At 47.8% G+C, this 14,041-nt stretch carries 9 protein-coding genes; 3 read left to right on the forward strand and 6 right to left on the reverse strand.

Annotated elements, in window-relative coordinates; genetic code table 11:
* Positions 1 to 121: 121 nt before the first annotated feature.
* From JIE71_RS00005 to yajC, 4 genes are all read right to left on the reverse strand, one after another.
* Positions 122 to 1,498, reverse strand: a complete 1,377-nt coding sequence (locus JIE71_RS00005) for an MATE family efflux transporter (protein ID WP_199506679.1) — start codon at positions 1,496 to 1,498, stop codon at positions 122 to 124.
* Between the two features lie 138 nt (positions 1,499 to 1,636).
* On the reverse strand, positions 1,637 to 2,821 hold the full coding sequence (gene secF, locus JIE71_RS00010) for a protein translocase subunit SecF (RefSeq protein WP_199506680.1): 1,185 nt from the start codon (positions 2,819 to 2,821) through the stop codon (positions 1,637 to 1,639).
* 9 nt (positions 2,822 to 2,830) lie between these two features.
* Positions 2,831 to 4,708 carry a protein translocase subunit SecD gene (gene secD, locus JIE71_RS00015; RefSeq protein ID WP_199506681.1) on the reverse strand — a complete coding sequence of 626 codons (1,878 nt, stop codon included), beginning with the start codon at positions 4,706 to 4,708 and terminating at the stop codon, positions 2,831 to 2,833.
* 277 nt (positions 4,709 to 4,985) lie between these two features.
* Complete coding sequence (yajC, locus tag JIE71_RS00020) at positions 4,986 to 5,315, reverse strand: preprotein translocase subunit YajC (RefSeq protein ID WP_199506682.1); 330 nt, start codon at positions 5,313 to 5,315, stop codon at positions 4,986 to 4,988.
* Positions 5,316 to 5,900: 585 nt separating this feature from the next.
* Between yajC and JIE71_RS00025 the strand changes: the two genes are divergently transcribed.
* The 3 genes from JIE71_RS00025 (at position 5,901) to JIE71_RS00035 (ending at position 11,102) form a co-directional block, all read left to right on the forward strand.
* The gene (locus JIE71_RS00025) at positions 5,901 to 7,127 is read left to right on the forward strand and encodes a CNNM domain-containing protein (protein WP_206767414.1); all 1,227 of its coding nucleotides are present in this window, start codon (positions 5,901 to 5,903) and stop codon (positions 7,125 to 7,127) included.
* A 229-nt stretch (positions 7,128 to 7,356) separates the two neighbouring features.
* Entirely contained in the window at positions 7,357 to 7,851 is a 495-nt protein-coding gene (locus JIE71_RS00030) for a hypothetical protein (RefSeq protein ID WP_199506683.1), read from the forward strand.
* A gap of 155 nt (positions 7,852 to 8,006) precedes the next feature.
* Complete coding sequence (locus tag JIE71_RS00035; RefSeq protein WP_199506684.1) at positions 8,007 to 11,102, forward strand: lytic transglycosylase; 3,096 nt, start codon at positions 8,007 to 8,009, stop codon at positions 11,100 to 11,102.
* 181 nt (positions 11,103 to 11,283) lie between these two features.
* Here JIE71_RS00035 and JIE71_RS00040 read toward each other — a convergent pair whose 3' ends face one another.
* Together JIE71_RS00040 and JIE71_RS00045 are read right to left on the reverse strand one after the other, a co-directional pair.
* On the reverse strand, positions 11,284 to 12,504 hold the full coding sequence (locus tag JIE71_RS00040; RefSeq protein WP_228284470.1) for a transglycosylase SLT domain-containing protein: 1,221 nt from the start codon (positions 12,502 to 12,504) through the stop codon (positions 11,284 to 11,286).
* Positions 12,505 to 13,076: 572 nt separating this feature from the next.
* A complete protein-coding gene (locus tag JIE71_RS00045; protein ID WP_199506685.1) occupies positions 13,077 to 13,883 on the reverse strand; it encodes a Nif3-like dinuclear metal center hexameric protein in 807 nt (268 codons plus the stop codon).
* Positions 13,884 to 14,041 lie beyond the last annotated feature (158 nt).

Genomic DNA, 14,041 nt, shown 5'->3' on the forward strand with positions numbered 1-14,041 from the left:
CTGCGTTGCAAATCTCGCTAAGGCATCTGCATTATCGTCGCTTTGCGCCTTGTCTGGAACAATTTTAGCAATCAGCAGTGCCTATTTGCGAATGTTCAACACGCCCTAATCATAAAAAGTATTATACCGTTACGGTTTCAGATGCCGCCCCATCGGTACGGCGCTTTACCCACAAAAAAACCGCCAAAATCAATAAGCGCAAGAGCAATAGCGCCCAAACGCTAAGCCAAATACCCGCTACCGAAAACTGCTGATACAGCCAAAAACTGAGCGGGAAAAATAGCACAGCAAGGATAATCGCTGCATAACGAATCAAGCGCCCAGCGGTCAAACCAAAGAAAATCCCATCCAGCCAATATGCGCCAACGCCGACTAAGGGCAGCAGTACAGCATAATATTGGTACTGCTTTGCAAGTGCCAGCACTTCGGTAATGTCCGTCATCGCATCTAGATAATAAGGCATCAACAGCCACCACAGCAGGCTAAGCGCCGCTGCGAGCACATAACTGACCAAGCCTGTGCGCGCTACCACCTGATAGAACTGCCGCCAATTGCGCCGCCCGTAGGCTTGCCCGCTTAACGTCTCTGCTGAGACCGCTACACCATCTAAGGCAAAGGCGGAAATACTCAGCACTTGCAGCAAAATGGCATTGGCTGCCAATACCAAGTCGCCACTTTGCGCAGATAGGCGGGTAATCCAAGCAAAGCTTACGGTTAAAATAAGCGTACGGATAAAAATATCTTTATTTAATGAAAATAGCCTAAGCATCTTTTCACGAGTGAAATAGATGGCATTTGGCGTGAGAAGAGTACGCCAGTGAACACCCAAATGACGCTGGCTCAGCCACAACGCTAAACCAATACCCAGCCAAAAGGCAAGCACCGTACCGAGCGCCACACCTGCCAAGCCCATATCCATGACATACACAAAAAACAGCGTTGCCAAGACATTAATCAGCGCAATAAAGCTTTGCTGATACAGCATATAGCGGGTCTTGCTTTGCCCTGCAAACCATCCCAAAAAGGCATAGTTCATCAGCTCAGCGGTCACGCTCCAAAAGCGCACGTCCAGATAGGTCTTTGCCGCCGCGCCACTGGCGGTATTGGCAGAGAGCAGCTGGAGACCAATATCAATAATCCACGGCTTAAGCGCTAATAGTAGCACCCCAATGGCAAGCGCCAATACCAACGCCCGCTGTAAAATCGACAATAGCGGCGCAGGGTCAATAGCGTGTGTGTCTTGTTGTTTGCCGAGTGCCTGTGCGGAGAGTCCCGAGGACGCATATTGCAAAAAGTTAAAGCTGACTAAGGCTAAGGAGAACAGCTGAATTGCTAAGCCCATGCCCGCCAGTTTTGCCGCCTCAGGCATATTGCCCACAATTGCGGTATCGATGACACTTTGCATTGGAATGGCGAGATTGGCGAATATCACAGGAATCGCAATCGCCACAATACGCCGATAGCTGATATCAGAAGATGGGGACGAGGCAGTAGACATGACGTACAACCTTGGAGTGACAAGTAACAAGACAAAGAGGGTAATGATGAGCTGAAGTGTTAGGGCGTGTCATAAAAAAGTAAAGCACCTAAGGACTAGGTGCTTTATTTAATATATCACGAAAAGGACACATAAGGGTTAATCTGTCATTTTTGGGTCATTAAAGCTGACGATTTCTTCTTCAAATTCAGGTTTCACTTTGACCACGAAGTCATCGCGTGACAAGCCCATACGTAGTGGAATCGAGCTTGCGATATACACTGAAGAATACGTACCTGCCAATAGACCAACGAACAGCGCCACTGAGAACCAGAATAAGCCTTCACCGCCTAAGAACAGCATCGCGAGTACGACCAGCAGTACCGTCGATACGGTCATGATGGTACGACGCAGCGTCTCGGTCAATGACAAGTCTAGAATCTGACGTGGACTGATACCACGCACGCGGCGGAAGTTTTCACGGATGCGGTCATATACAACGATGGTGTCGTTCAATGAGTAACCAATCAGCGCCAGTACGGCTGCCAGTACGGTTAAATCAAATGGAAAGCCAAATAGGGCAAACACACCCAACGTGACGATGGTATCGTGGAACAGTGCCACGACCGCACCAAGCGCCAGCTTAAACTGAAAGCGTAACGCCACATAACCAAGCATACAGGCCAATGCCAATGCCAATGCCATGACCGAGCTGAGATAGACCTCACCACCGACCTGACTACCGATGATATTGACGTTACTGATAGAGGCATTGTTGTTTGGCAAGTCCAGCGCTTTATCAAGTGAAGCATTTAGGCCATCGACGTTGTCCGACTGTGGTGGTAGACGTACCAGCAGCTCATCACGCTTGCCCAAATACTGCACGACCGCATCATCAAAGCCATTGCTTGCGAGCGCATTGACCACTTCTGATTGCTCAACAGGCTGCTCGTATTGAATGTCTGCAGACACGCCGCCTGTGAAGTCAAGGCCGAGATTTAGACCATTGACCGCAATGGCGATAATACTGCCAATAATCAATAAAAATGACAAGATTGCCATTGGCTTTTCAATCTTCATAAAGGGAATAAGGCGCTGTTCGCCGATGGCTTTGACGCCACCTTCGGCATTGGCAGCCGCTTCATCCGCACTATCAAACGTATCGGCTGTCTCAGCTGCTGCCGCGTTTTGACGCTCATTGATAGCTAAATTGGCATTGGCGGCTTGATTGCTGCCTTTACCATTACGGCGCGGCTTCTTACGGCGGCGGCGTGGCTCAGGCGTACCGTCTGTACTGGTACGCGTATTGCCCTGCTCATTGGGGTTATTTTGTTCAATCGCCATGTTTTTCTCCTAGCCGATGCTCAAACGTTTGATAGATTTGCGCTTGCCATAAGCGATTTGTACCAGCGCGCGGGTGACCAAAATAGCGGTAAATAGCGAGCTGACGATACCAATCGCAAGGGTAATCGCAAAGCCTTTAATCGGACCACTACCGATGGCAAATAGAATAAACGCCACCAAAAGGGTCGTGATGTTGGCATCAAAAATACTACTAAAGGCACGGTCAAAACCTGCCACAATCGCCGATTTGGGGCGGACGCCATTGGCCAATTCTTCTCGAATACGCTCAAAAATCAGTACGTTGGCATCGACCGCCATACCGATGGTCAAGACGATACCCGCAATACCTGGCAGGGTGAGTGATGAGCCTAAAATCGACATAATCGCCACCATAATCACAAGGTTGATACCAAGTGCGATGTTGGCAATTAAGCCAAAGAGGCGATAGAAGATAATCATAAACGCAAAGACCAAAAGGTAACCCACTTGCGTTGAAAATAAGCCTTTATCAATGTTTTCTTGACCGAGCGATGGGCCAATAGTGCGCTCTTCAACAAAGTACATCGGTGCTGCTAGTGCGCCTGAGCGTAGTAGTAGGGCAAGCTCAGCGGCTTCAGCGCTGCTGTCTAAGCCTGTGATACGGAATGATGAGCCAAGCACGGCTTGGATGTTGGCACGGTTAATGACTTTGGTTTCGGCATACGGTGTGCGCACTTCTTGTACTTCACCTGTGGTAGGGTCGGTCTCGTAAGTGATGCGCTGTTTGTTTTCAATAAACAATACGGCCATTTGCTGACCGACAGCCGTACGTGTGGCGTTTTGCATCAGCTTACCACCTGCGTTGTCCAAGGTAATGTTAACCTCTGGACGACCGCTTTCATCAACGCTGGTCTGGGCATTGGTGACCTTATCACCCGTCACAATGGCTTGGCGTTTTAACAGTACAGGTGGGCCATCGAGCGTTTCAAACGGAAAGGCTTCTGTGCCTGCTGGAGGAATACCGCCAGTATAGGTGTCACTGCCATCTGCGACCAAACGGAACTCAAGGTTCGCGGTACGACCAAGAACACGCTTGGCTTCAGCAGTATCTTGTACCCCTGGTAGCTCAACCACGATACGGTTTGCGCCTTGTGACTGTACCAAGGCTTCGGCAACGCCAAGCTCACTGATACGGTTACGCAAGGTGGTCAAGTTTTGGTTGACCGCGTAACTGTTGATTTCGTCAATCGTTGCATCATTATAACGTAGGGCTAGGGCAGGGCCTTGCGCATCAATCGTTGGCTGTAGACTAAAACGTGTGCCGACCGCTGACTGCAAGACATTTTGGGCGCGGCTGCGGGTATCGGTGTCAGCAAAGTGCAACACGATGCCTTGATTGTCTGTTTTAATACCTGTAGTCGCAATACGCTCACTACGTAAGCTACTACGCACTTCGCGGCTATCATTACTCAAGCGCTGCTCAAGGGCCTTGTCCATATCAACTTCGAGGACAAAGCGCACCCCGCCACGCAAATCAAGACCGAGCTTCATGGGACGCGCACCAATATCACGCAGCCACTGCGGCGTGGTTTGTGCCAAGTTGAGCGCAACCACATAGTCTTCGCCCAAGTTTTGGCGCAGCACCTCTTGTGCTTTTAGCTGCGAAACAGCGTTGTCTAGGCGCACCAGTGCGCTATTATCTTCAAACGTACCGTTGTGATAGCTGATGCCAGCGTCTTTAAGTACACTCTCAGACTGCTCTAAGATGCCCTCAGACAACTGCGTACCTGCTGCCGCACTGGTAATCTGTACCGCAGGCTCATCAGGATAGAGGTTGGGTGCTGCATAGAGACCGGCAATGATAAGCACGACGGCAATGAGTAGGTATTTCCAAGTGGAGTATTGCATAATCACTTCTTAAAATTGATGAATACTGGTAGACAACCTAACGCTAGTGATGACCATGTATACTAAGGCCAGTCAGACAGTATTAAGCAGTAAGCCAGTCGGTCAAAACACGACAAGCAGATATGAGGACAGCAAAAAAAATGCTAAGTCTATCATCAGCCATAATCGGAGAGGGCGGCTCATGATGAGCAGATACTGTGTCGCGGACTAATAGCAAAAAATGACCGCCTACCATTAGCGGTCATTTTAAATAAGGGCGATAATACCGCTAAAGTGATTATACGCTCTCAATAGTGCCTGCAGGCAATACTGAAATGACAGAGGCGCGCTGTACTTTAATCTCGGTGTTGCGGTTTAGGCTAACGACAGCATAATCGCCTTCAATTTTTTCAATACGTCCCATCAGGCCGCCCGCAAAAATTACTTCGCTACCTACTTTGAGTGAATCGACCATTGCGCGATGTTCTTTGGCGCGCTTTGACTGTGGGCGAATAACCAAAAAGTAAAAAATGGCAAAAAATGCAACAGGCAGCAAGATAGAGCTGAGCATAGAACCTGCAGTGGTTGCCTCTGGTGCAGCGTGGGCAGCTTGAATAAAAAAGCTCATAATTTTTCTCAGTAAGTGGAAGATAAAAATAAAATTAGACGCATAGTAACAAAAAATCCTAGGCTTGGTAACTGTTAATGCGACGTGCGAGCGATTTTGTGGCGTAAAAATTGTTCTTTATTTTATGGTCTTTACCACATTTAGGTCTTAACGATGACGATTTATTAGCAGGGCACAGCACTGAGGCAAATAATTGAGTGATTAAGCAACGATAGCCACTGATACTATAATTTGTATATCAATAGGGTGTATTGCTTTTTAAGCCATAAATATAAGAGAAACAGTAATATAACCATAAGATGCTGCTGCCTACTTTTTATTAGAATATTTTGTAAGCGCGTTATATCACCTTAATTTAAAATGACGCCAGCATTATCGTTTTGTTTATTCTAGCGATGATTGTACAATCGAAATATCAGTGCTACTATCAAACGATTATAATAGCACCACAATTTAACTTTCTTTTCACTTCATCTGATTGGGTTATCTCACTTGTTGACCACTTTGTTTTCTGTATCTTCTGTTCAGCGCGCAAGCGTCTATTGTGAGGAGGCAGCATCAGAGCCTCCGCCGACATCACGATATATGCCATCTGGGTATCGTAAATCTGTGTTGTCTGTTATAGGCATACTTGCCGCGCTATTACCTTATCCAGCCCTTGCTGTCGGTGCTAGCTCATCGGCCACAAGTGTGGCTGCTGAACCTACGGCGCTAAATATCTTGCTGTTAGCGCTCTTTGTATTGGTAGCGATTGGTATCTCTTTTATCTGCTCTTTAGCGGAGTCTGCACTGCTTAGCATGACGCCGTCTTATATTGCAGATGTGGAAGAGAGTAGCCCTAAAAAAGCGAGCATGCTCAGACGCTTAAAGGTCGATAATATTGATCAGTCGCTTGCGGCGATTTTGACCTTAAACACCGTTGCGCATACCCTTGGCTCCATTGGTGCGGGCGCGCAGGCGACTATTGTCTTCGGTAGTGCTTGGTTTGGTCTGTTTTCTGCGTTTATGACGTTGGCGATTTTGTTTTTGTCAGAGATTATTCCAAAGACATTAGGCACGATGTATTGGCGTCAATTAAGCGGTGTAGTCGCTTATTTTGTCCGCGGCATCATTTTACTGTTGTATCCTTTGATTTGGATATCCGAGCGTTTGACCAAACTGCTGGTGCGCGGCAAGGAGCATCAGACTTTTAGCCGTCGTGAGTTTGCAGCACTTGCCAGCATTGGTGAAGAGTCAGGACAGATTGATCCGCTAGAGTCGCGCATTATTCGCAATCTGCTTGCTTTTGGGGCAATGAAAGTCGAGGACATCATGACCCCGCGTTCAGTCATGCTTGCCTTTGAACAAAATAAAACGGTCGCAGAATTATTGGTAGATAGACCGAAACTGAGCTTTTCTCGTCTGCCTGTCTATGATGGCGATTTAGATAATATTACGGGTTTTGTTCTAAAAACAGATATACTACTTGCCAAAGCCAATCATGGTATGAATAAGCCGTTGACGCAGTTTCAGCGTGATATCAGCTTTGTCTTTTCAAAAATGAAGCTGTTTGACTTACTGGATTTGATGCTCAAAAATCGTATTCATATTGCGATTGCGGTAGGTGAGTATGGCGAGGTCAAAGGCTTGGTAACCCTAGAGGACGTGTTCGAAACCTTGCTTGGGCTTGAGATTGTGGACGAGATTGATCGGGTCGAAGATATGCAAGCGCTCGCCCGTCAGATGATGGACAAACGTGTAGAGCGTTTGGGTATGCGCTTGGCCGATGACGAATCAGCCGCTCAGATGGGTAGCGAGCAAAAATCTTCCTAAACTGCATAAGCGTTACTTCAAAAGAAGTAGCGCTTTTTTAATACAAACAATTGAAAAGCATAGTGCTCAATAAGTACTTATATGCATAGTCGGTACTGACGCAATAATGACACATCGTGTTACATCTCTGTGATGAATTAATGATACGCTAAAGAAAAGGCTACTGCTCGTTACTTAATATTTAACGAATGAGCACGCCATTACTGCTATCAGCAGATTAAGGATTATTATGAAACGTATGCTAAGTAAAAGAGTATTGGCGCTGATGATTAAAGGCGCAAGCGTAGTGACAGTCGCTGCAGCAATCAGTGCTGTTGCAGTACAAGCGCAAGCAGCAAATATGACAGACAGTTTGGTTGAAAGCTATGCGGCTGCAATGAAAGCGGCTGCCAATAGCCAAGATATCAACCGCGTTGCCAATCTTGTTTCTGATGATGCGCTGATTTCGTTGTCTCGCCGTGGTAAAACGACCAGCCTGAATAAAGAAGGCTATCTTAATTTGTTACAAAGCAGCTGGAACCAAACCTCAAACTATCAGTATGATATCAAAATAACAGATGTGGTAACGTCAGGCACGCAGGCCAAAGCCAATATCAGTACCGTTGAAAGCTGGGTCAAGGATGGTAAAAAGGTCAACTTTGTTACCAATTCGCGTGTGACCTTGACGGTCGCCACGGGCAATGCAGTATTGTTGCGCGCGGTATCACAAGTTACTATTAACTAGGACTAAAATCTGTAATCTGGGTACATCTATGTACTATGGCTATGAGTACATTACCAACCATCGTATATTGAATATCGATGGTTTTCGTTAGTCAGAATAGATTATAATTTTTGTTCACTTTTACTTATTATTGCTGTTAGGAAGTCATCGTTATCATGTCTATTGTGTCATCCTCTTCTCGCTCTTTTATTGCGTTACCTTTAACCTTGGCAGTCTCTACTTTACTTATTAGTGCCTGTAGTAATACAACGGCAGTAAAGACGCCTACGGTCAATAACCGTACCCCTGTTGTTAAGGGTAATACGAAAAGTAAGCCATCCCCGCGTCCACAGAATACGACAGATGAAGGCTACTCAACCGCCTATCTTGACGCAGAAAGTTTGGATGAGCTGGCCGACTTGCTTGAAGCGACCGATATGACGATGGTTGAGGATAATAAACTGGCCATTCAGCAGTATGGTGATCTTTGGAACCGTTTGCGTGCAGGCTATCGTATGAATGGCGGTACGCATGGTTACAATCAGCGTATCGAAGCGCAAAAAAACTGGTTTATTACCCGCCAAGATTATCTAAACCGCCTAACTGCTCGTGCCAGTCGCTATATTTACCATACCGTACGTGAAGCCGAGCGCCGCAATATTCCAACCGAGCTTGCGCTATTGCCTGTCATTGAAAGCTCGTACGATCCAAGTGGTACCAGTAGCGCCGCTGCCGCAGGTTTGTGGCAGTTCATCCCAAGTACAGGGCGTATCTATGGTCTGAATCAAAGCAGCACTTATGATGGTCGCCGTGATGTGATTGAGTCGACTCGTGCAGCTTATGACTTTTTGACCGCGCTATATAACCAATTTGGCAGCTGGGAGCTGGCATTGGCAGCGTATAACGCAGGTCCAGGCCGCGTACAAAAAGCCATCGATGCCAACCGTGCAAATGGCCTACCGACGGATTTTTGGTCACTCAAATTGCCAACTGAGACCATGAACTATGTCCCGCGATTCTTGGCAGTGGCAGAAATCGTCAGCAAACCTGAACAGTACGGCGTATATTTCCCAGCGATTGCCAACCGTCAGCATTTCCGTAGTGTACCTGTCAACTACGGTGTGAGTTTGTCTGAAGTTTCTCAGATCACAGGCGTCAGCTACGATGAGCTACAAAAGCTAAATACCGCATTGCTATCAGGACGTGTCGATTCGGCAGGTCCACAGCGTGTTATCGTACCTAATGATGTCAGTCTAAACGCCGATGCCAAGCTCAGCATGCTACGCGGTAATGGAACCAGTAACGTCTTAGCCGCCGCTGCCAACACGCCTGAACCGACAACCTCAAGCAGTAGCGCGCCGAGCTACAATAATAAGCCCTACAGCAGTGGGGCATTACCGACCACGGGTGCAGGTCTTGCCGAATATGCTGCCAGTGCAAGCGTGCCACAGCAAACGACCAGCTACATTCCGCCAACGCCAAAACCCAGCAGCAGCTCAGTGTATAGCAGTAGCGCACCAAGCTATAGCGAACCACCTATCAGCAGCAAAGAAACCAGTCGTATCAATGCTGAGCTAAAAAACAGTAACAGCTTGCCAACGACATCAGCGCAAATCACGCAGAATAACACTATTGTACAAGAGCCAGCGCTCAGCAAAGCTGAACGTGACTTTATCGCGCGTCAAATTCAAGCGCAAACGCGCGAAAGCGATGTGGTCAGTCCAGTCGACGGCAATATTAAACTGTCCGCGATTCAGACACAGCAGTCTATTCTAGAAGCCAGTGGTAAAGAGAAAAAACTCAGCTTTTCAACCAGTAACAATACCGCCAAACCAAAACCACAAGGCACACGCAGTACTTATACTGTCATGCGTGGTGACACGCTATCAAACATTGCTAGTCGTGCTGGGGTAAGCTGGCGCGATATCGCTGAATGGAACCAGATCGACCCTGCAGCGAATTTATTGGCAGGCTCAACGTTGTATTTATACAATGCAAAACCCATTCAACCGCTTGTTAGTAGCGCCAGCAGCGCATCAAGCAATAGCGCGTCAAGTAGCCGTAGCAGCAGTAAGCCAGACAGCTATACCGTGCAGTCAGGGGATACACTGACAGGGACAGCAAACCGCTTTGGCTTGTCGGTATCGCAGCTCGCGAGCTACAATAATTTAAGTACTCAAGCGTCCTTACTCCGTGGGCAAAAGCTGTGGCTCGTGCCAGGCAAAGTGACTGCGTCAAGCCGTAGTAGCACACCTGCCAGTACCAGTAGCAATACCAGTAGTTCAAGCAGCGTACGTACGCAAAACTACAAAGTCCAAGCAGGTGATGGCTTAATTGCGCTCGCACGTCAATTCAATATGTCATCTGCGGCGCTTGCTGATATGAATGGTATTAGTGCAACTGACAATCTATACGTGGGACAAACGCTAAAAATCCCAGCCAATGTGGATGTCAGTGCCGCCAGTAAAGCAAGCAGCATGAGCAATACACGTAGCAGCTCAAGCAGTAGCAGTGCTAGCAGCTCGCGCACACCAACCAGCACCTATACGGTGAAGTCGGGTGATACACTAATAGGTATTGCCAATAATTTAGGCGTTAGTGCGGCTGATATTGCAGCTGTGAACAGCAGCTTTGATGCTAATGCGCGCTTGCAACGTGGACAGCGTATCAATGTGCCTGTGGCACAAGCGAAGGTGGACTTAAAACTGAACGACAAGCCTGTCAGTTATAAAGTCCAGTCGGGCGATAGCTTGACCAGTGTTGCGCGCCGTTACAATATCGGTATCAGTGACTTGGCGGCGGCGAATGGCTTGAGTACCACATCGAACCTTATCCTCGGTCGCAATATCACCATTCCTGCTGGTGGTAGTGCACCTGCGGCAACCAGTAGTGCATCGAGTAGCAGCTCAAGCAGTAAAGCATCAACCAGCAGCAGTGCACCAGCAGCAAGCAGCAGTGGTAAAAAACTGGGTAATACTGAGCGTTATAAAGTTCAGTCAGGCGATGGTCTGATTGCGCTTGCGCGTCGTGCTGGTGTGTCGGTTGAGGACTTGGCAGCGACCAATAATCTTGCGCCAAATGCGCAGCTACAAGTTGGACAAGTAATTCAAATTCCAAAAGCGACCGTCAGTTATACGGTAGGCTCAGGCGATAGCTTGATTGGGCTGGCGCGCAAATACGGCATCTCGACCCAAGCGCTCGCAGATATGAACAATATCCCAGCTGATACCATGCTACAACGTGGACAGCGTCTAACCGTTCCAAATCGCTAAGCATAAACGTAACGCATAAAAAAACGGCATCTAAGAATGCCGTTTTTTTATGCGTACAGATTAGGGCGTGTTGAACATTCGACCATGGCACTGACAGCGACTATTTTTTAGGCGATTCGAGGTTAAAATAATAAGTTTAGCCTAGATATTAAAAGGAAAGTATTGATGTAGCGAACGGTCGTCACACCATTTGCGTTTTAATCGCTTCAAGGTAGCTGCGAATATTGCTGACATAGTGCATGCACTGCGTATAGCGACTGTTGCGCGCTTGATTTTTATCCAGATACGCATAGACATTATGCCAGCTGTTGCCGTCAATACCTACGGTAGCAAGCTTGTCTTGAATATTTTTTACGGCATTGGGTCCCATATTATAAGCGGCGAGGGCAAACCACAGACGATCGCCTGTCGGTACATCGGCAAACTCTGCCTTCATTTGCTCCAAATACTTTGCGCCGCCTGCGATGCTTTGGATAGGGTCGACACGGTTGGCCACACCCATTGCCTCTGCTGTCGCATTGGTCAACATCATCAGTCCGCGTACCCCTGTTGGCGATACCGCATCGGCATTGAGGTGCGACTCTTGATAGCCCATCGCGACCAAGACTTGCCAGTCGTGATTGTATTCACGGGCTTCTTTTTGAAAATAGGCCTGATAACCAGGCAGCTTTTGCGTCAAGGTGTCTTTAAAATGCTGCTGGCTATAAGCGTCTTTTAACAGTTTGCGGTTATAAAAGGTCGCAAGCTGCTTGGTATTGTCGAGTTTGACATTGTCACATAAAAAGTGGCTGGCTTTTTTGGACAAGGGGTCGCTCGACTGGCGAAAGCTCCAGCTGACTTTCGGATGCAGACCGTTTTTGGTCAAATTGCTGTCATAGCCGCAGCTTAAATTTGCTGAGGCTAAGTTGAGCTGGCTTTTTAGCTGCGTACTGGCGGTGGTGAGTGCTATATCGGCCTGTCCAGATTTGAGCGCCCGCAGCGCCGCCTCATCGGTAGCGTAGCCTTTTAAATGTACCGCAACGCCCAATTCGTCCGCATACTGACGTACCAAATCGTAGCCAAAGCCATGCTGAAAACCATCAGTCGCAAAAAACGTACTGTCCCCAGGCACAGCCGCGATGGTCAGGGTTTTTTGTGCCATCACTTGGGTGTAGGCGGGCGTCTGCATATTGAGCGCAGGCGCACTTTGGGCAGGCAGGGACAATAAGGCAATACTGGATGCTTGTAGTAAACGCTTGGTCGAATGATACATACTCTGCTGCATGACGAATCTCCTAACTGTGGTCACTAAGCTACCGTGCATAGCGACCATCGATAATGGTGCGTCATGCAGTTTTGATGCCAAATAAAAACGGTGCAGGAATGGCAAAATCGGTAGGGTCATGAAAACGCGATTGGACATAATGTCATCACATTGTGCTATGAGCGGGGTATGGCAATCGGCAGCGTATGCCGCGCAATATAGGTGACCCGCAAGTTTCATGACAAGTAAATTGCTTAAAAGGATTAGGGCGTGTCTTCAATTCAAACGTTTATGACTAAATGATTTAGAAATGGCTAAATCTTCGGCAAACGGTGTCAAATAACTGGTGAATATCTCGATATTATCTGCGCTATTTTCCTTGTTTGCCTGTAATTTATCTCATTTTTATCACCATTTTTAAAATGAAGACACGCCCTAACAAAATAACGAGGTAGCCATAAGATAGGGGCGCAGCGGTCGTATTCAAGTTTATGTCACTCTAGCGAAAGGTTTAGTAACATAATTAGGTTAAGTGTTTGAAATTGCGAAATTTTTCAATTAACATTCTTAGCATTGCTGTGTATCTTTTGCTGGGCGTGATAATAGCACGGCGATATCACGCCCATGTATCTGAATGCTGACTAAGTGCAGTGGCGATGTGACCTGTGTATGTCGCAAAAAGGGCTTAAACAAAGCAATTTGCCATTGATACCAACAGTCGCTTAAGCAGCCTAAGCAGGGTTATCAATATCAATAAAGGTCACAGGCAAGTCAAATTCTGCGGCAATGCGCTTGCCTAAAGCCTGAATACCGCCGCGCTCGGTGGCGTGATGTCCTGCGGCAAAGTAATGAATGCCCAGCTCGCGCGCGCTGTGCGTGGTACGCTCGGAGATTTCCCCTGAGATATAGGCGTCACAGCCCATCTGCGCCGCTTGCTCAATCATATCTTGCGCGCCGCCTGTACACAGCCCCACTCGGCGAATTAAACCGTCATCATTAGGCAAGTCAGCCGCGATGTGTAGTGGTGTGCGTCCCAGTGCGTCTGCAATCTTGGTCGCCAGTGCGTCTACCGTTTGCAGGGCGCAGGTGGCAATATTACCCACAGGATGCGCCTCATGAGGATACAGTCCGCCTGTAATCTCTAAATCCAGCAAGTCCGCCAAAGTGGCATTGTTGCCCAAGGTCGGGTGCGCATCGAGTGGCAAGTGATACGCGATAAGTGAGATGCCGTGGGTCAAAAGCTTGCGGATGCGCGTGCCTTTCATGCCTGTCAGTGGGGCTGGCTCGCCTTTCCAAAAATAGCCATGATGCACCATAATGGCATCGGCATTATCCGCAATCGCCGCATCAATTAAGGCTTCGCACGCGGTCACGCCTGTGACGATACGGCGAATCGGCTGCCCGCCATCGACTTGCAAACCGTTTGGGCAGTAGTCTTTAAAATTAGCAGCAGACAAATAATCATCACAATAGGCGGTGAGCTGCTGGGCGCTGATGCCGTCATTGGACGTATTTGAAGTATCGCTCTGGGTGCTCATAAAAAACTCCTTATATCATTGTCGTTAACGCCGTTTTAACATGCGCACTTATGCTTAGATTTTGGTGATTGCGTGGTCGTTAGGAGTGAACTGCGCCAATCACAGCACAAATTAAAAATGGCATTAGCCCTTGTCATGTGGGCGCTGTATCGATTGCC

This window comes from Psychrobacter sp. bablab_jr014 (genome assembly GCF_016464015.1).
In the GTDB taxonomy this organism is placed as follows: domain Bacteria; phylum Pseudomonadota; class Gammaproteobacteria; order Pseudomonadales; family Moraxellaceae; genus Psychrobacter.